General features: G+C 64.8%; 17 protein-coding genes and 1 tRNA gene. 9 read left to right on the forward strand and 9 right to left on the reverse strand.

What is annotated here, in order from left to right:
* Positions 1-8: 8 nt before the first annotated feature.
* From V7778_RS13800 to V7778_RS13815, 4 genes are all read right to left on the reverse strand, one after another.
* Positions 9-1,220: an ABC transporter permease subunit gene (locus V7778_RS13800; protein ID WP_335556092.1), complete on the reverse strand. Its 1,212-nt coding sequence runs from the start codon at positions 1,218-1,220 to the stop codon at positions 9-11.
* 15 nt (positions 1,221-1,235) lie between these two features.
* On the reverse strand, positions 1,236-2,165 hold the full coding sequence (locus V7778_RS13805) for a branched-chain amino acid ABC transporter permease (RefSeq protein WP_335556094.1): 930 nt from the start codon (positions 2,163-2,165) through the stop codon (positions 1,236-1,238).
* A 165-nt stretch (positions 2,166-2,330) separates the two neighbouring features.
* Positions 2,331-3,278: a 4-hydroxy-3-methylbut-2-enyl diphosphate reductase gene (gene ispH, locus V7778_RS13810; protein ID WP_335556096.1), complete on the reverse strand. Its 948-nt coding sequence runs from the start codon at positions 3,276-3,278 to the stop codon at positions 2,331-2,333.
* Positions 3,279-3,281: 3 nt separating this feature from the next.
* Positions 3,282-3,734: an FKBP-type peptidyl-prolyl cis-trans isomerase gene (locus V7778_RS13815; protein ID WP_335556097.1), complete on the reverse strand. Its 453-nt coding sequence runs from the start codon at positions 3,732-3,734 to the stop codon at positions 3,282-3,284.
* A gap of 114 nt (positions 3,735-3,848) precedes the next feature.
* On the opposite strand from V7778_RS13815, the gene radC reads away from it, so the two are divergent.
* The 5 genes from radC to V7778_RS13840 all read left to right on the forward strand — a co-directional run bounded on the left by radC (position 3,849) and on the right by V7778_RS13840 (position 8,012).
* Positions 3,849-4,520 (forward strand): RadC family protein, encoded by a 672-nt coding sequence (gene radC, locus V7778_RS13820; RefSeq protein ID WP_335556099.1) that lies wholly within the window; start codon positions 3,849-3,851, stop codon positions 4,518-4,520.
* Positions 4,521-5,133: 613 nt separating this feature from the next.
* Entirely contained in the window at positions 5,134-5,370 is a 237-nt protein-coding gene (gene rpmB / locus V7778_RS13825; RefSeq protein WP_026354825.1) for a 50S ribosomal protein L28, read from the forward strand.
* Between the two features lie 13 nt (positions 5,371-5,383).
* The gene (rpmG, locus tag V7778_RS13830) at positions 5,384-5,551 is read left to right on the forward strand and encodes a 50S ribosomal protein L33 (protein ID WP_005665735.1); all 168 of its coding nucleotides are present in this window, start codon (positions 5,384-5,386) and stop codon (positions 5,549-5,551) included.
* 78 nt (positions 5,552-5,629) lie between these two features.
* Positions 5,630-7,213 carry a DUF418 domain-containing protein gene (locus V7778_RS13835; protein WP_335556134.1) on the forward strand — a complete coding sequence of 528 codons (1,584 nt, stop codon included), beginning with the start codon at positions 5,630-5,632 and terminating at the stop codon, positions 7,211-7,213.
* Positions 7,214-7,286: 73 nt separating this feature from the next.
* The gene (locus V7778_RS13840; RefSeq protein WP_335556137.1) at positions 7,287-8,012 is read left to right on the forward strand and encodes a hypothetical protein; all 726 of its coding nucleotides are present in this window, start codon (positions 7,287-7,289) and stop codon (positions 8,010-8,012) included.
* A 115-nt stretch (positions 8,013-8,127) separates the two neighbouring features.
* Here the strand turns inward: V7778_RS13840 and V7778_RS13845 are convergent, their stop codons facing one another.
* From V7778_RS13845 to V7778_RS13865, 5 genes are all read right to left on the reverse strand, one after another.
* Positions 8,128-9,339 (reverse strand): DesA family fatty acid desaturase, encoded by a 1,212-nt coding sequence (locus tag V7778_RS13845; RefSeq protein ID WP_335556138.1) that lies wholly within the window; start codon positions 9,337-9,339, stop codon positions 8,128-8,130.
* A 103-nt stretch (positions 9,340-9,442) separates the two neighbouring features.
* Positions 9,443-10,765 (reverse strand): mechanosensitive ion channel family protein, encoded by a 1,323-nt coding sequence (locus tag V7778_RS13850; RefSeq protein ID WP_335556140.1) that lies wholly within the window; start codon positions 10,763-10,765, stop codon positions 9,443-9,445.
* An 8-nt stretch (positions 10,766-10,773) separates the two neighbouring features.
* Positions 10,774-12,084, reverse strand: a complete 1,311-nt coding sequence (locus V7778_RS13855; protein ID WP_335556142.1) for an RsmB/NOP family class I SAM-dependent RNA methyltransferase — start codon at positions 12,082-12,084, stop codon at positions 10,774-10,776.
* Between the two features lie 13 nt (positions 12,085-12,097).
* Positions 12,098-12,730: a phosphoribosylglycinamide formyltransferase gene (gene purN / locus V7778_RS13860; protein WP_335556144.1), complete on the reverse strand. Its 633-nt coding sequence runs from the start codon at positions 12,728-12,730 to the stop codon at positions 12,098-12,100.
* Positions 12,731-12,811: 81 nt separating this feature from the next.
* On the reverse strand, positions 12,812-13,222 hold the full coding sequence (locus V7778_RS13865; protein WP_335556215.1) for a barstar family protein: 411 nt from the start codon (positions 13,220-13,222) through the stop codon (positions 12,812-12,814).
* A gap of 380 nt (positions 13,223-13,602) precedes the next feature.
* Here V7778_RS13865 and V7778_RS13870 point away from each other — a divergent pair, with 380 nt between their 5' ends.
* The 4 genes from V7778_RS13870 to V7778_RS13885 all read left to right on the forward strand — a co-directional run bounded on the left by V7778_RS13870 (position 13,603) and on the right by V7778_RS13885 (position 16,975).
* A complete protein-coding gene (locus V7778_RS13870) occupies positions 13,603-14,145 on the forward strand; it encodes a glycine zipper 2TM domain-containing protein (protein WP_335556146.1) in 543 nt (180 codons plus the stop codon).
* A 99-nt stretch (positions 14,146-14,244) separates the two neighbouring features.
* Positions 14,245-15,027 (forward strand): spermidine synthase, encoded by a 783-nt coding sequence (locus tag V7778_RS13875; protein ID WP_335556148.1) that lies wholly within the window; start codon positions 14,245-14,247, stop codon positions 15,025-15,027.
* Positions 15,028-15,045: 18 nt separating this feature from the next.
* Positions 15,046-16,839 carry a GspE/PulE family protein gene (locus V7778_RS13880; protein ID WP_335556150.1) on the forward strand — a complete coding sequence of 598 codons (1,794 nt, stop codon included), beginning with the start codon at positions 15,046-15,048 and terminating at the stop codon, positions 16,837-16,839.
* A gap of 60 nt (positions 16,840-16,899) precedes the next feature.
* Positions 16,900-16,975 (forward strand) — tRNA-Lys (locus tag V7778_RS13885).
* Positions 16,976-17,122 lie beyond the last annotated feature (147 nt).

Below are 17,122 nucleotides of genomic sequence, written 5' to 3' on the forward strand. Positions count from 1 at the left end.
CTTGTCCTTCAGGCCTTGGCGGCTTCCTGGTCCTCGCGCGCCAGGGCGGCGTTTGGACGCTCTTCCTTGTTCGGCGACGGCCACAGGCCGGCCGGGCGCACCAGCATGATCAGGACCAGCGCCAGGCCGTAGAGCAGCTGGCGCAGCACTTCCGCTTCGATCAGCACGGTGCCGAACATGGCCTGCTGGGCCGGCTCCACCACGTGGCGCAGCACTTCCGGCAGGGCCGCGAGCAGCACGCCGCCCAGCACCACACCCGGAATATGGCCGATCCCACCCAGCACCACCATCGCCAGCACGGCGATCGATTCGGTCAGCGAAAAGGACTCGGGCGACACGAAGCCCTGGAAGGCGCCGAACATGGCGCCGGCCACGCCGCCGAAGGACGCGCCCATGGCGAAGGCCAGCAGCTTGACGTTGCGGGTATTGATGCCCATGGCCTTGGCCGCGATCTCGTCCTCGCGGATCGCCACCCAGGCGCGGCCCAGGCGCGAATGCTGCAGACGGGTGGTGATGAAGATGGTGGCGATGCACAGCGCCAGGAACAGGAAGTAGTAGGCGTTCACCGAAGGCATGGCCATGCCGAACACCTCGACCATCGCGCCGGAACCCGCCTCGCCCGCCAGCGACACGCCATAGATGCGGATCGGGTCGATCATGTTGATGCCCTGCGGCCCGTTGGTGAAGTTGATCGGGTCGTTCAGGTTGTTCATGAAGATGCGGATGATCTCGCCGAAGCCCAGGGTCACGATGGCCAGGTAGTCGCCGCGCAGCTTGAGCGTCGGCGCGCCCAGCAGCGCGCCGAACAGGGCCGCGACCAGGGCCGCCAGCGGCACGATCGCCCACACCGACAGGTGGATGCCGTTCTGCTGGATCTCGGGGCCGAAGAAGGCGATCAAGGCCTCGCCCAGCGCCGGCGAATAATAGACCATCGATTCGAGCAAGGCCGCGAACTGGGGCGATGCGAACAGGCCGACCAGGTAGGCGCCCACCGCGAAGAAGGCGATGTAGCCCAGGTCCAGCAGGCCGGCGAAGCCGACCACGATGTTCAGGCCCAGCGCCAGCATGATGTAGAGCAGCGCGATGTCGATGATGCGCACCCAGGAATTGCCGTACAGGGAGGCGATGAAGGGGAACACCAGCATCAGGGCCAGCACGATCGCCATGCTGGTGTAGGCCTGGCGCGGCTTGTGCTGGACGTCGAAAGTCAGCAGTGTCATGTCGTCGTCTCCTCGTCAGGCGCGGTCGGCCACGCGTTCGCCCATGATGCCGGACGGGCGCAGGGTGAGCACCAGGATCAGCACCACGAAGGCGAAGATGTCCTGGTAGTGGCTGCCCAGGAAGCCGCCGGTGAAGTCGCCGATGTAGCCGGCGCCCAGGGCTTCGATGATGCCCAGCAGGATGCCGCCGATCATGGCGCCGTAGATGTTGCCGATCCCGCCCAGCACCGCCGCGCAGAAGGCCTTCATGCCGGGCAGGACGCCCATGGTGAAGGTGATCGAGGCGTAGTTGGCGCCCCACATCACGCCGGCCACCGCGGCCAGCGCGGCGCCGATGGCGAAGGTGGCGACGATCACTCGGTTCGAGTCCACGCCCATCAGGCCCGCCACGCGCGGGTTCTCGGCCACGGCGCGCATCGCGCGCCCCATGCGGGTGCGCTCGACCAGCAGCACCAGGCCGGCCATCGCCGAGGCGGCCAGCACCAGCAGCAGCACCTGGGTGTGCGTGATCAGGGCGCCGCCAATCTCGATGGGTTCGGACGAGAGCAGCTGCGGGAAGGGAATCGGGCTGCGGCCCCAGATCATCATGGCGAAGGTCTGGAGCAGGATGGACACACCGATCGCCGTGATCAAGGGCGCCAGGCGCGGCGCATTGCGCAGGCGGCGGTAGGCGACGCGCTCGATCAGGATGTTGACCAGCATGGTGACGGGAATCGCCCCCAGGATGGCGGCCGCCAGCTGCAGGTAGCCGGGCAGGCCCGGGGCATAGGCCTCGAGCAGCTTCAGGATGGACAGGCCGACCATCGCGCCGATCATCAACACGTCGCCGTGGGCGAAGTTGATCAGGTTGAGCACCCCGTACACCATGGTGTAGCCGAGCGCGATCAGGGCGTACATACTGCCCAGAACGAGCCCGTTCAGTATTTGCTGGACAAAAGTCTCCATCGTTTCGCTGCCTCTTTTCGATCTAACAAAAACGGCACTTCAAGTGTCCTCGAAGTGCCGCTCATGGTGGGTCATCGTCTTCCGAACGCCGTCATCATAGCTTGGCTGTTGGAAAACTTGCACCGGAAAATGCCGAAATTATCCGATGCCTGATCGACAAGGTAGCTACATGGACTCGGCGCGCACCCCGTCCAGGCCTTTCGGCAGCGGGAACGTAACGTTTTCTTCGACGCCTTCCAGGGCGCGCACGCTGGCCGCGCCCAGCTCCTTGAGACGGTCGATGACGGCCTGCACCAGCACTTCCGGGGCCGAGGCGCCGGCGGTCACGCCGATGCGCTTCTTGCCGGCGATCCAGGCCGGTTCGATCTTGCTTGCGTTGTCGACCATGTAGGCCGGGGTGCCCTTCTTCTCGGCCACTTCGCGCAGGCGGTTCGAGTTCGAGCTGTTCGGGCTGCCCACGACGATCACCACTTCGACCTGGGGCGCCAGGAACTTGACGGCTTCCTGGCGGTTGGTGGTGGCGTAGCAGATGTCGCCCTTCTTCGGCTCGATGATGTTCGGGAAGCGCGCCTTGAGCGCGGCGATGATCTCGGCGGTGTCGTCGACCGACAGCGTGGTCTGGGACACGTAGGCCAGCTGGTCCGGGTTGCGCACCTGCAGCCGCTCGATGTCCTCGACGGTCTCGACCAGGTGCATGCCTTCTTCGGCCTGGCCCATGGTGCCTTCGACTTCCGGGTGGCCGTCGTGGCCGATCATGATGATCTCACAGCCTTGCTTGCGCATCTTGGCCACTTCGACGTGGACCTTGGTCACCAGCGGGCAAGTGGCGTCAAAAATGCTCAGGCCGCGCGCTTCCGCTTCGGCGCGCACCGCTTTCGACACGCCGTGGGCCGAGAACACCAGGGTGTTGCCGGCCGGGACATCGTCCAGCTCCTCGATGAAGATCGCGCCCTTGTTGCGCAGGTCTTCGACCACGTAGGCGTTGTGCACGATCTCGTGGCGCACGTAGATCGGCGCGCCGAACTGTTTCAGGGCGCGCTCGACGATCTCGATCGCACGGTCCACGCCGGCGCAGAAGCCGCGCGGCTGGGCTAGCAGGATTTCATTTTCCATATGTCAGAGCACCGAGATCAGTTTCACTTCGAATTGCAGGGGCTGGCCCGCGAGCGGATGGTTGAAGTCGAACACGGCCGAGGTATCGCGCATTTCCAGCAGCACGCCGGCGAAGCGGCCGCCCTTGGGCGCGTTGAACTCGACCACTTCGCCCACCGCATAGTCGGCGCCCGGCACCGAATTCTGTTCCAGGGTGGTTTTCGAGACGGCCTGGATCAGTTCCGGGTTGCGCTCGCCGAACGCCTCGAGCGCGCTCAGATCGAAGGTCTGGTGCGTGCCTTCCGGCAGGCCGAGCAGGCGCTGCTCCAGGAAGGGCGCGAGCTGGCCCTGGCCCAGCATCAGGGTGGCGGGCGTGCCGTTGAAGGTGGTGACGATATCGGCGCCGCCGGCAACGGCCAGACGGTAATGCAGGGTCAGGTAGGACGATTCGTTGACGACGGGAGAAACGTTGGACATGTTGTTTGTTGTAGCAGGCAACCCTGTTCGGGCAAACCGCTATTGTAAGCCAGGCGCGGGGCTTACGCCGCCGCTGCCTTCTTTTTTGGCGACGACTCTTGGCGAGGAAGACACATGGGAATTTGCGACTGGCCCGAACAGGAACGCCCGCGCGAGCGGCTGCTGCGTGCGGGCGCCGGCGTATTGAGCGACGTGGAACTGCTGGCCATCTTCCTGCGCGTGGGGGTGGCGGGCAAGAGCGCGGTGGCGCTGGCGCGCGACATGCTGGGCCATTTCGGCTCGCTGCAGCGCTTGCTGCACGCGGATTCGAACGAGTTCGGGCAGCTGCACGGGCTCGGACCGGCCAAGTATGCCCAGCTGCAGGCGGCCATCGAACTGGCCCGGCGCGCCGTGGCGGAACAATTCGAGCGCGAGGCGCTGTGTTCGCCCTCCGCCGTGCGGCATTACTTGCGCAACCAGTTCGCGCTGCAGACGCGTGAATCCTTCGTGGTGCTGTTCCTGGATGTGAAGAATCGCCTGATTAACAGCGAGGAAATGTTTCGGGGAACCTTGACCCACACGAGCGTGTATCCGCGCGAGGTGGTCAAGGCGGCGCTGCGGCGCAACGCCGCGGCGGTGATCCTGGCGCACAACCATCCTTCGGGGGTCGCGGATCCGAGCGAGGCCGACCTGCGGCTGACAGGCGCGCTGGTGCAGGCGCTGGGGCTGGTGGATATCCGGGTGCTGGACCACTTCGTGGTGGCGGGGAGCCAGGTGCATTCGTTTGCGGAGAGTGGGCAGTTGTAGGTATGCGAATAGCGCATGCAGCATTGCCCCCGGCTCCCGTGAGACCGTCATTCCGGCGAAGGCCGGAATCCGAGTTCGGTAGTGTTCCTGTAGCGTTTGACGTTTGTGGAGCGCAACGAGCCTGGGTTCCGGCCTGCGCCCACTGCTGTCCGGGATAATTTCATCTAGCTGAAACTCGTCATCCCCGCGAAGGCGGGGACCCAAGTTTGCGTGAGTAGCCACAACAAACGCTAACAGCCTGCAACGAACTTGGGCTCCCCGCCTTCGCGGGAATTCGTAGGCGCCGGTGGCGCGTATGACGAGCTAACGGTTAAAATTTGCTCCTGGCAGCACAAATATTGCTAATTCTGCTACAAACCCTCTGCAAAGGCAGCGGTATCGCTTATCCCGGACAGCAGTGGGCCTGCGCCGGAACGACGGCATGAAGGTCGACGGCGAGATCCGGATGCCAGCTTTACACTGCGTAAACAGCAGCTTATCCAGCTCATCCACAATTGTTAAATGAGGTCACGATCGCAAGACACATTTGTTTTTCGCAAGTGATTGATTTGTCTTCTCTTTTCGCGCTATACTCTCGTTTTTCCAATCCTGGAACATTATTAAGGAGTGCACTATGGCACGTGTCTGCCAAGTTACCGGCAAGGGAGTGATGGTTGGCAACAACGTCTCCCACGCTAACAACAAAACCAAGCGTCGCTTCCTGCCGAACCTGCAGAACCGCCGCATCTTCGTGGAATCGGAAAACCGCTGGGTCTCCCTGCGTCTGTCCAATGCCGGTCTGCGCGTGATCGACAAGCTCGGCATCGACGCCGTGCTGGCCGACATGCGTGCCCGTGGCGAAAAAGTTTAATTAGGGAGCTATCATGGCAAAAACTGGCCGCGACAAAATCAAGCTGGAATCGACCGCAGGTACCGGTCACTTCTACACCACCACCAAGAACAAGCGCACGATGCCGGCGAAGATGGAAATCACCAAATTCGACCCGAAAGCACGTAAGCACGTGATCTACAAGGAAACCAAGATCAAGTAATTGATCTCGTTTTCGGAAAGAGCCGCCCGTTCACACTGGCGGCTCTTTTGTTTTGGGGCGCCCTGCCGTTAAGCTGTCATGATGGCAAGCCCTTCCCTCTCTCCCCTTCCCGCCCGGCAGCGCATTGAAGTCCTCGACGTCCTGCGCGGTTTCGCCCTGGCCGGGATCTGCGTCGTCAACGTCGAATTCTTCAACCGCCCGGTGGTCGAAGCCGGCGAAGGCATCCCGCCCGGACTCGCCGGACTGGACTGGCTGGCCGCCTTCCTCGTCAATTACCTGGTCACCGGCAAGTTCTGGATCCTGTTCTCGCTGCTGTTCGGCATGGGCTTCGCCCTGATGCTGGAACGCGCCACGGCCGCCGGGCGCCCCTTCCTGCCCGCCTACCTGCGCCGCATCGCCGCACTGGCCGTATTCGGCCTGCTGCACCACATCCTGCTGTGGAGCGGCGACATCCTTCTGAGCTATGCGATCGGCGCCCTGGTGCTGTTGCTGGCCCTGTTCGCACGCGGCAAGTGGCTGCTGGCAGCCATCCTCGCCTGCTTCGCCCTGTCCGCCGTGCCGGAGCTGCGTCTCGCGAGCGCGCTCGCCACGCCGCTGGTCTTCGCCGGCCTGCTCGCGCTCTACCTGCGCGATGGCGCCGGCGGATGGCGCTTTCCGGCGGCGATGCTGCTGCCCGGTATCCTGATGCTGCTGGCCGCCCTGATCCTGGCGCTGGGCGGCAGGGATGGAGGCATCCGCGAAGTCCTGCTGGCGGCGGCGCTGCTGATTGCGCTCGGGCTGCTGGCCTGGCGCTACGGCGAGCCGGCATCTGCCCGGCCCTTGCGGGCCGGCGCCGCGATCTTCGTCGTCTGCTTCGGCTTGCTCGCCCTGGATGGCGGCATGCGCTATGTCGCGCCAGGGGCGGCGGCGCTGTCGGCGGCGAGTGCCACCAGCGAGCATGGCGAAACCGCCAGCGAGGCCGAGGCCCGCCGGCTGCGCCACCGGGAACGCGTGCGCCGCAGTGCGGAGGAGCGCCAGGTCCTCACCCAGGGCAGCTACGGTGACGCCGTTGCCATGCGCACGCGCCAGCTGGGAGAACGCCTGCGCGACGAAATGGGCTTTGGCGTGGTGCTGGTGGGGGTGTTCCTGGTCGGCGTCTGGTTCGTGCGCGCCGGAGTGATCGCCAATGCACACGCACACCTTCCCCTGTTCCGCCGCCTGGCCGCCTTCGGCATTCCCTTCGGCCTGCTGCTCGGCCTGGCAGGCGGCCTGATCGCCACCGGACGTCCCTCCGGGGTGGCCGACAAGGGCTACGATTTCGCCCACGCCCTCCTGATGCTGGGCGCCCTGCCCGCCTCGCTCGGCTACGTGGCGGCGGTGGTCCTGCTGCTGCACAGCCGCGCCCGCGCCGCCGTCGCCTTCCTTGCCCCTTTTGGCCGCATGGCGCTCACGCATTACCTTGGCCAGACCCTGGTCCTGTCGCTGCTGTTCTACGGCTATGGCGCCGGGCTGTGGGGCATGGGACGCGGCGCCCAGGTCGCGCTGGCCCTGGCCCTGTGCGCGGTACAGGTCGTGTTCAGCCACTGGTGGCTGGCGCGCTTCAGCCATGGTCCGGTCGAGTGGCTATGGCGAGCGCTCACTTACCTCAAGCTGCCACGCCGGAAACTTACGCGGGATGAGTGAAAAGTGATGCATATATTGCAATTTCCTGTTTGCCGTGTAAGGATAGCCCGGTTCCAACCAGTCCTTGTCGAGCATGGCTTTCCTCCACCGATTCCTCGCGTTCGCCCTGTGCTGCGCTAGCGCCGCGGCGGCTGCCGCCGGTGCACCCACAGTCCAGACCGTCGAGGTGAAGGTGGCGCGCGAGCGCCTCGTACCTTATAAAGACCTGTTCTATCCGATGGCGAAAGCGGTGCGGCAGCACCTCGCCGGGCGGGTCGCCCTGGGCGTGCAGTTGCGTCCCGCACACCCGGGCGTGCGCACCGACGACCTGGCGATCTGGCTCGACGGCGCCGGGCGTTCGCTGCCTGTCCAGCTGGACAGGCATGGCCTGTACCTGGTGCCGGTCGAGGACGAGATCGCGGCGCAGGACGGCAGCTTTTCGATCAACAAGAAGCCCTCCGACCTGCGCGTCAACCTGGTGCTGGTGCCGACCGTGGCGGACGACGCCTGGACCATTGGCGCGGTGCGCAGCCTGCTCGAGGATATTCCCCGCGCCATCGATCCGCTAGTGCCCTGGCACCACCGCCTGCTGACCTGGGCGATGACGCGCAAGCTGAGCCTGTCGGTGTGCAGCCCTTCGTCACAGGCGCATGTCGATGTCGTGGATGGCGAGCGGCTGCTGGCGAGTTATCCGATCACGGAGGCGACGCGTAACCATGTGAATGCGCCGGTGTATTGCCGGCGGTTTGATGGGAAGGAGCCGTTCGATGCGCGGGCAAGGCTGGTGTTGCCGGAGGGGGCGCAGGTGCTCTTCATTTGACGTTGCCGCACACGTAGGGTGGGCGGGAAACCCGCCCACCCTACAGCGAGCGATGCAGTAGCACCAAAACAAAAACGGCTCCCGAAGGAGCCGTCCGTATGCTTAGCGAACCAAATCAGGCATAGCTGCGCAGGCGCATCGAGAACTCCTGCAGCGCCTTGATGCCCGAGGCTTCGGCGCGTGCGCACCAGTCCTGCAGCTGGTGCAGCAGCTGGTCGCGGGTCGAGTGCGAGCGTTCCCAGATCGCGCCCAGTTCCACGCGCATGTTGTGCATGGTTTCCAGCGCCTTGCTGTGCTGGAACAGCTCGATCAGTTGCTGTTGCTGCGAAGACTCCAGCTTGGCCGGCTCGCGCTGCAGCAGCTTGCGCGAGCTCTTCAGGAAGCGTGCTTCCAGCTCGGCCTTGTGCTTGAGGTGTTCCATTTCTTCACGGAAGGCACGGCGTACCGACTTGGCGTACTTGGCCATCACGTCGTAGCGGTTGGCGATCACCGACTGCAGCGTGTCGAGATCGGCCGCCTGCTTGTTCTTGGCGAACTTCGGTTCCGGCGCGACGCGCTTCACTTTCGCCAGGCCCAGCATTTCCAGGGCGCGGATATAGCCCCAGCCCATGTCGATCTCGTACCACTTGCTCGACAGCTTGGCCGAGGTGGCGAAGGTGTGGTGGTTGTTGTGCAGTTCTTCGCCGCCGATCAGGATGCCGAAGGGGAAGATGTTGGTGGCCGCATCGTTGCAATCGTAGTTGCGGTAACCCCACCAGTGGCCCAGGCCATTGATGATGCCGGCGGCGGTGATCGGGATCCACAGCATCTGGACAGCCCAGATGGTCAGGCCGATCACGCCGAACAGGGCGACGTTGATCACCAGCAGTGCGGCCACGCCCATGGCGGAGCGGCCGGTGTACACGTGGCGCTCGATCCAGTCGTCAGGCGTGCCGTGGCCGTACTTCTCCAGGGTTTCCTTGTTCTTGCTTTCAATGCGATACAGCTCGGCGCCTTCCAGCAGCACCTTGCGGATGCCGCGGGTCTGCGGGCTGTGCGGATCTTCCTCGGTGTCGCACTTGGCGTGGTGCTTGCGGTGGATCGATGCCCATTCCTTGGTCACCTGGCCGGTGGTCAGCCACAGCCAGAAGCGGAAGAAGTGGCTCGGGATCGGATGCAGGTCGAGGGCGCGGTGCGCCTGGTGGCGGTGCAGGTAGATCGTCACACTCGCGATGGTGATATGGGTGACGACCAGGGTGTACACCACGAGCTGCCATGCGGAAAAGTCGAGCAAGCCGGTGTCCAGGAAGGCCAGCACGTTCTGCAGGATGTCGCTAAAGAAATTCATTCAGTCTCCATGTGGAATCGTGTCCGAGGCGCAATTTGCCGTGCGTTCACGTAACGCGCATATTTTACGCGCTTCTAGTGACGCACGGCACGGGCAACTCGGCTTAATTTGCGCCGGATTGAGGACTACGCGACACAAGCGATGTGATATGCGCATCGAGCAGGCGGGTATCCATGGTCGGATGGCCAAGTTTAATGGTTCCAGCCCGTACCAGCGCGTAAATCTTCTTGTTAACCTCGGAAATCGGTCCGCCGCCGCCGTTTTCCGGATCGGCGATCCAGAAACCGACTTCCAGCTCGTAGCCGTCGGCCACGAAGGCGTTCAGGAGCACGTTCGGCGCCGGTTCTTCCAGCACCCGCGCCACGCCCTTCGGCTGGGCTTCCAGCAGCGCCATCACCTCGGTCAGGTCCGAATCGTAGGACACCACCAGCTTGGTCACCAGGCGCTGGTTACGGTTGGTGACCGACTGATTCAGCACCACGCCGGTGATCAGCATCTCGTTCGGCAGCAGGGTCTGGGTGCCGTCGGTGCTGCGCAGCACGGTATAGCGGGTATTGATGCGCGCGACCTTGCCGGAATACTTGTCGAGGGTGATCGGGTCGCCGATGGTCAGGCTGCGCTCCAGCAGGATGATGAAGCCGGACACGTAGTTGCTGGCGATGCGCTGCATGCCGAGACCCAGGCCGACGCCGAGCGCGCCGCCGAACACCGACAGGACGGTCAGGTCCAGGCCCGCCAGCGACAGGCTGAACAGCACCGCGACCAGGATCAGCACGGCGCGGCTGATGCGCGCCATCGCCACGCGCAGCGAGCTGTGCACGCGTTCCAGGCCCATCAGGCGCTCTTCGAGCGCGGCGCCGGCCCACAACGCCAGCATCATCAGCACCACGATCGAGACCGCACCCTGCAGCAGTTCGGCCAGGCTCACGCTATGCGCACCGACCGGCAGCGTGGTCTTTTCCAGGAAGCGGATGACGTCGGGCAGCACGCCCGTCAGGTGCAGGGCCACGCCCAGCCAGACGATCAGCGCGAACACCTTCTCGAAAGTCTGCAGGGCCGCGCCCAGCGGACCGTGGCGCGCGAACACGCGCCGCAGCAGGTAAAAGACGGTGCGGATCACCGCCATCGAGGTCAGCAGCGGCAGCGCGACGCGCAGCAGGTGCACGCTCTGGTAGCGCTCCATGACCAGCTTGGCCATGCCCAGGAAGGCCAGGGCCAGCAGCGGCGGCAGCACGCGGCCGAAGCTGGCCACGCCCAGGCCCAGCAGACCGCCCTGCTCCGCCCGCTCGTGCAGCCAGGAACGGTGGATCAGCCGCGCCAGGCCCCAGCCGGCGCCCACGCACAGGACGATGGCGAAGGCCTGCCAGACGATGGCGGGCTGGCGGATGTCGCCGAGCAGATCGGCCAGCAGGTCCGAGAGCGGCATCCCTTCCCTTACTCGGCGGCGTCAGGGCCGGCGTCGGCCTCAGCCTCCGCCACGGGTGCGGCCTTGGCCTTGCGCTCCATCACGGCGGCGAAGAAGCCGTCGGTCTGGTGCTTGTGCGGCAGCAGCTTGAGGTAGTTGTCCATCTCGAGCGGGATCTTCTGCTCGGCCAGTACCTGGTTCATGGGCACCAGCGCGAAGTCCGGATGGCTCGCCAGGAACTGCTCGACGATCACGTCGTTTTCTTCGTTCAGCAGGCTGCAGGTGGCGTACACCAGGCGGCCGCCGTTCTTCAGCAGGCGCGCGGCGCCGTCCAGGATCGCAGCCTGCTTTTCCTGCATCTCGGCGATGGCGTCCGGCTTCTGGCGCCACTTCACGTCCGGGTTGCGGCGCAGGGTGCCCAGGCCCGAGCACGGCGCATCGACCAGCACCCGGTCGATCTTGCCGGCCAGGCGCTTGATCTTGGCGTCGCGCTCGTGCGCGATCAGCACCGGATGCACGTTCGACAGCCCACTGCGCGCCATGCGCGGCTTGAGCTTGGACAGGCGTTTTTCCGACACGTCGAAGGCATACAGGCGGCCGGTGTTGCGCATCAGCGCGCCGACTGCCAGGGTCTTGCCGCCGGCGCCGGCGCAGAAGTCCACCACCATCTCGCCGCGGCGCGCGCCCAGGATCTGGGCCAGCACCTGGCTGCCTTCGTCCTGCACTTCGATCGCGCCCTGCTTGAACAGTTCCAGGTTCTGCAGCGCCGGCTTCTTGTAGACGCGCAGGCCCAGCGGCGCGTAAGTCATGGGCTCGGCGGCGATCGGCGCTTCCGCCAGCTTGGCGATGACTTCGTCGCGGTTGGCCTTGAGCGAATTCACGCGCAGGTCGAGCGGCGCCGGGGTGTTGAGCACGGCGGCCAGCTCGAGCGCCTCGTCCTCGCCGAACTGGGCCACCAGCTTCTCGTACAGCCACTGCGGCAGGTTGGCCTGCATCTGCTTCGGCAGCAGCGAGCGGTCGACTTCCTTGACGCGGGTGAGGAAATGGGTCTCGTCCTCGGTCAGGCCGCCGAGGGTGTCGAGGCCGGCGGTTTCGCTCAGGCCCAGCAGGGCCAGGCGGCGCATCGAGGGCGTGTTGCCCGAGCCGGCGAAGTCGGTATAGAAGGACTTGTTGCGCAGCACCGCGTACACGGCCTCGGCGATGACGCCGCGCTCGCGGCCGCCGAAGCGCGGGTTGTCCTTGAAGAAGCGCGACAGGGTCACGTCGGCGGGCGCGGTGAAGCGCAGGATCTCGCGCAAGACTTCTTCGGTCTTGCCGATGATCGCTGGTGGCAATCTCATGGTGTTTCCTGATTTAACTGGTGGCCTCGGCCGCGGGTGCGCGGTCGAGCAGCCTGACGCTGTCGCCGTCGACGACCACGCGGTCTTCGACGAACAGGCGTACGGCATAGGGGTAAAGTTTGTGTTCCTCGACCAGCACGCGGGCGGCCAGGTCGTCCGGCGTATCGCCCGGCAGCACCGGCACGCGCGCCTGTGCGATCGCCGGACCGTGGTCGAGCTCGGCGGTCACGATGTGCACGGTGGCGCCGTGCTCGAGCACGCCGGCATCGAGCGCCTGCTGGTGCGTGTGCAGCCCCGGGAACAACGGCAGCAGCGACGGGTGGATGTTCAGCATGCGGCCCGCGTAGTGTTCCACGAAGGGCGCGGTCAGGATACGCATGAAGCCCGCCAGCACGACCAGGTCGGGCGCGTAGCGGTCGATGGTTTCCTGCAGCGCCGCGTCGAACTCGGCGCGGCTGGCGAATTCCTTGCTCGGCACCACGGCGGTGGGAATGCCGCGCGACTGCGCGAATTCCAGGCCCTTGGCGTCGGCCTTGTTGCTGATCACCGCTGCGATACGGGCTGGCCAGCCCTCGGCCTCAAGCGCGCGCACGACCGCTTCCATGTTGCTTCCGCGGCCGGAAATGAGGATCACGATATTTTTCATAGCCGGCATTGTACCGTATCGCAGTGCAGCAACCGGCATTCGGCGGGGCCTGGGCGGCCGGTGTGCGGCCAGTTCGCGGACTCAGGCAGCCCCGAGGTCGAAGGAGTAAAAGACGCGGAACGGCACCTTCTTGTCGCTCCAGAACTCGGCGGCGTCGCGGAACACATCGAGCAGGTTCTCGCGCGCTTCCTTGTCGAATTTTTGTGCGCTAGGGAGTTGTTCGAGTACAACGATGAAACCGGGCTGGGGGCCGGCTTCGTGCACCGTCTCGGTCAGGCACTTGCGCAGTGCGTCGAAATTCTTGCTGCAGGGTTTGGGGAAATAGAAGTTCTCGCCGATGCGCGCGCAGACTTGCTGCTTGGTCATCGTATTGGCGCAATGCGCATACAGGAAATGATGGCCCAGTCGCCCTGCTTCCTGCTGCAGGTCGGCGACGCGGAAGGCGCGAATCGACTGCACAAGATTGGGCGCCACTCTCATCAACAAACTCATCTTTTCCTCAAGTTGTCCTGGTATGGTTGGTTTTGCCAAGGCGTCACTCCCTGCGACGTTTGGCGCCGCCGCTGCTTACTCCCCCGCTGTCGTTTCCACGCGCCAATAAAAATCCCTAATTTGTGTAAGGGTAACGTTTTGTGGTATTGGAAGCAACCCAAATGTGCGCACGGCAGGGCCATTTGTAAAAATCGGTATGTCTGCATGTCATCAAAAATCCACAGCGCCAAGCCGGTTTTCATTCTGTCGCCAGACTGGACGCGAATGCGCCGCTGTTACAATTTGTTGCCATGCGGATTGATCAGTGTTGCTGCGATGGGATTACCATGAAGTCCTGGCGATCCATTCCGCGAGATCGCTCACCAATAACGAGGTAGAACATGAACTTCCAAGCCAAACTGATCATTTCGGCCCTGGGGATGGCCACCTTGCCGCTCGCGCAGGCGGCGGACTTCGAGGACTTCGGCCGCGTGGTGCGCGTGCAGCCGCGCGTCGAGCAGATCCGCACCCCGCGCCAGGAATGCCGCACCGAATACGTGCAGGTGCCGACCCAGCAGCAGGACCGCGGCCAGGGCGGCTCGATCGTCGGCGGCATCGCCGGCGCCCTGCTCGGCAGCCAGGTCGGCAGCGGCAACGGCAAGGTCGCCGCCGCCGCGGCTGGCGCCATTGCCGGTGCGATGGTCGGCGACCGTGTCGAGAACAACGGCCGCAACGTGGCGCCGGGCGTGCAGGAACAGGCGGTGCGCCAGTGCCGCACCGTGGAAGCAGTCGAATCGCGCACCAACGGCTACGACGTGACCTACGAATACCGCGGCCAGACCTATACCACCCTGATGAGCCGCGACCCGGGCAACCGCGTGCGCCTGCGCGTCTCGGTCGAGCCGCTGGACAGCCTCAACGAGCAGTACAGCCAGCGCTATTGATGTCGGGGCGGCATGTTGCCGCCTTCATCACAAGGGTTCCCGAGCTTGCGCTGCGGGAACCCGTCCACCGATAATAGGGCGATTCCATCAGGCTGCCCTATGCTCATCAAACGCAAATCCATCGAACAGGCCGAATCCTCGCGCCGTCCCGCGCGCAAGCCCAAGTTCGCGCCCGTCACGCTGTCCGAACAGGACGGTGTCCGTTATCTCCACTTCGGCACCGAATGGGTGCAGGGCGCCATGCGCATCCGCAAGCCCGACTGGCCCGAGCTCGAATACGCGCAGCAGATGATGGCCTGGATGCTGTTCATCGACGCGCCGCAGGCGGTCGCCCAGCTCGGCCTGGGCGCCGCGACCCTGACCAAGTTCTGCTACCGCCAGTTTCCCGAAGCGAGCGTCACCGCCGTCGAACTGAACGAGTCCGTGATCGGCATCTGCGCCTCGATGTTCAAGCTGCCGGCCGAGGACGAGCGCTTGCGGGTGCTGCAGATGGATGCGCTCGACTTCGTCGAGGATCCCGCCAACCATGGCGCCTTCGACGTGCTGCAATGCGACCTGTACGACGCCACCGCGCGCGGCCCCGTGCTCGACACCCCCGAGTTCTACCAGGCCTGCGCGCAATGCCTGGCGCCGCAAGGCATCATGACCGTCAACCTGTTCGGCGACCACCCGAGCTTCGCCAAGAACATCAAGGCGATGAAGTTCGCGTTCGCGCACGTGATCTGCCTGCCCGAGGTCCACGACGGGAACGTGGTGGCGCTATGCTTCAACACCCGCCCCGCCATCGACAAGGATGCGCTGAACGCGCGCGCCGCCCAGATTGTGGCCGCCACCAAGCTGCCGGCCAAGTCCTGGGTCAAGGGTATCCTGGCCGCCGACTGACCTTCCCTTCCATCGCCCATGACCGCCGCCCACAAGCCGCCCAGCCTGCGCAAGCTCGATCTGCAATCGATCTTTTCCTGGATGCTGGCCGACGGCATCGTCAGCAAGGACAACGTCAAGGCATACTTCGCCCAGGCCCAGGGCATCCTCAAGAATGCGGCCGGCTCGATGCATCCCTTGAGCGCGGTGGCCCAGTGCAAGCTGGTGTCGAACCAGCCGCCGCACCGGCTGCTGACCTTGGACGTGCTGACGGAATGGTGCGCGGCCAAGGTCGGCCTGCCCTTCATCCGCATCGACCCGCTCAAGATCGACTTCACCAAGGTGGCGGACGTGATGTCGGCCAGCTACGCGGCGCGCTTCAACATCCTGCCGGTGGAGATGACGGCAACCACCCTGGTGGTGGCGACCGCCGATCCGGCGGCGACCGAGTGGGAGGCGGAGATCGCCAAGGTCGCACGGCGCAAGATCGAGCTGGTGCTGGCCAACCCGCTCGACATCGCCCAGTACATCTCGCAGTTCTTCAGCCTGGCCAAGTCGATCCGCGACGCCAACCGCAGCACCGGCCAGGACCTGGCCATGCGCAACAACTTCGAGCAGCTGGTCGAACTGGGCAAGTCGAACAAGCAGGTCGACGCCAACGACCAGCACATCGTCAACATCGTCGACTGGCTGTGGAGCTACGCCTTCGAACAGCGCGCCTCGGACATCCACCTGGAGCCCAAGCGCGAGTTCGCCGTGATCCGTTTCCGCATCGACGGCGTGCTGCACCAGGTCTACCAGGTGCCGGCGGTGGTGATGATCGCCATGACCGCGCGCATCAAGCTGCTCGGCCGCATGGACGTGATCGAGAAGCGCCGCCCGCAGGACGGCCGTATCAAGACCCGCACCAATGCCGGGCAAGAGGTCGAGCTGCGCCTGTCGACCATGCCGACCGCCTTCGGCGAAAAGCTCGTGATGCGCATTTTCGATCCGGACGTCGTGGTCAAGACCCTGCCGGAGCTGGGTTTCCCGCCCGAGGATGCGCGCCGCTGGGACGCGCTGACCGGCCGGCCGCACGGCATCATCCTCGTGACCGGACCGACCGGATCGGGCAAGACCACCACCCTGTACACGACCTTGAAGGCGCTGGCGACCAATGAGGTCAATGTCTGCACCGTCGAGGATCCGATCGAGATGGTGGAAGCCTCGTTCAACCAGATGCAGATCCAGCCCGGGATCGACCTGTCGTTTGCGGACGGCGTCAAGGCGCTGATGCGCCAGGATCCGGACATCATCATGGTCGGCGAGATCCGCGACCTGGAGACCGCCGAGATGGCCATCCAGGCCGCGCTGACGGGCCACCTGGTGTTCTCCACCCTGCACACCAACGACGCGCCGGCGGCCGTGGTGCGCCTGCTGGAACTCGGTGTGCCGGATTACCTGCTGGAGGCGACCCTGATCGGCGTCATGGCCCAGCGCCTGGTGCGCACGCTCTGCCCTGCCTGCAAGGCGCCGGGCGGGGAGCTGAGCGACGAGGTGTGGCAGAGCATCGCGGGCGCGTGGGGCATCGCCAAGCCGGCCACCGTGTACCGGCCGATCGGCTGCCCGGAATGCCGGCAGACGGGCTATCGCGGTCGGACCGGCATCTACGAGCTGCTCACCGTCAGCGAAGGCTTCGGCAAGCTGGTGCGGGAATCGGGCGAGCTGCAGGCGCTGCGCCGGCAGAGCATCGCGGACGGGATGAAGCCCTTGCGTATTGCCGGGGCGATGAAGGTGGTGGAAGGGGTGACCACGGCGGACGAGGTGCTGAAGGTGACCTCGGCGCTGTCGTGAACGATTGTTCACTTAGCCCTGGCGCAAACCGGAATCAACGGCTATAATGCTGCCTCTTTCGGGTCGTTAGCTCAGCTGGTAGAGCAGCGGACTTTTAATCCGTTGGTCGCAGGTTCGAATCCCGCACGGCCTACCAAAATTTGTTGCAGCAATGAAGGCGTTACGAGTGATCGTGACGCCTTTTTTGTTTTCGCGGCAGCCTCCCTCGTCTGCCTGCTGCGCCGTACTTGTCCCCCGCCCCCTACTATCGCCGTGTAACACGTCATGTGCGCCGGCGCCAGGT

It is taken from the genome of Massilia sp. DD77 (assembly GCF_036961685.1).
GTDB lineage: Bacteria > Pseudomonadota > Gammaproteobacteria > Burkholderiales > Burkholderiaceae_D > Telluria.

Bases quoted from the DNA above. Each gene is read 5' to 3' on its own strand.
- V7778_RS13800 (WP_335556092.1), bottom strand. From the start codon at position 1,220: ATGACACTGCTGACTTTCGACGTCCAGCACAAGCCGCGCCAGGCCTAC.
- V7778_RS13805 (WP_335556094.1), bottom strand. From the start codon at position 2,165: ATGGAGACTTTTGTCCAGCAAATACTGAACGGGCTCGTTCTGGGCAGT.
- ispH (WP_335556096.1), bottom strand. From the start codon at position 3,278: ATGGAAAATGAAATCCTGCTAGCCCAGCCGCGCGGCTTCTGCGCCGGC.
- V7778_RS13815 (WP_335556097.1), bottom strand. From the start codon at position 3,734: ATGTCCAACGTTTCTCCCGTCGTCAACGAATCGTCCTACCTGACCCTG.
- radC (WP_335556099.1), top strand. From the start codon at position 3,849: ATGGGAATTTGCGACTGGCCCGAACAGGAACGCCCGCGCGAGCGGCTG.
- rpmB (WP_026354825.1), top strand. From the start codon at position 5,134: ATGGCACGTGTCTGCCAAGTTACCGGCAAGGGAGTGATGGTTGGCAAC.
- rpmG (WP_005665735.1), top strand. From the start codon at position 5,384: ATGGCAAAAACTGGCCGCGACAAAATCAAGCTGGAATCGACCGCAGGT.
- V7778_RS13835 (WP_335556134.1), top strand. From the start codon at position 5,630: ATGATGGCAAGCCCTTCCCTCTCTCCCCTTCCCGCCCGGCAGCGCATT.
- V7778_RS13840 (WP_335556137.1), top strand. From the start codon at position 7,287: ATGGCTTTCCTCCACCGATTCCTCGCGTTCGCCCTGTGCTGCGCTAGC.
- V7778_RS13845 (WP_335556138.1), bottom strand. From the start codon at position 9,339: ATGAATTTCTTTAGCGACATCCTGCAGAACGTGCTGGCCTTCCTGGAC.
- V7778_RS13850 (WP_335556140.1), bottom strand. From the start codon at position 10,765: ATGCCGCTCTCGGACCTGCTGGCCGATCTGCTCGGCGACATCCGCCAG.
- V7778_RS13855 (WP_335556142.1), bottom strand. From the start codon at position 12,084: ATGAGATTGCCACCAGCGATCATCGGCAAGACCGAAGAAGTCTTGCGC.
- purN (WP_335556144.1), bottom strand. From the start codon at position 12,730: ATGAAAAATATCGTGATCCTCATTTCCGGCCGCGGAAGCAACATGGAA.
- V7778_RS13865 (WP_335556215.1), bottom strand. From the start codon at position 13,222: ATGAGTTTGTTGATGAGAGTGGCGCCCAATCTTGTGCAGTCGATTCGC.
- V7778_RS13870 (WP_335556146.1), top strand. From the start codon at position 13,603: ATGAACTTCCAAGCCAAACTGATCATTTCGGCCCTGGGGATGGCCACC.
- V7778_RS13875 (WP_335556148.1), top strand. From the start codon at position 14,245: ATGCTCATCAAACGCAAATCCATCGAACAGGCCGAATCCTCGCGCCGT.
- V7778_RS13880 (WP_335556150.1), top strand. From the start codon at position 15,046: ATGACCGCCGCCCACAAGCCGCCCAGCCTGCGCAAGCTCGATCTGCAA.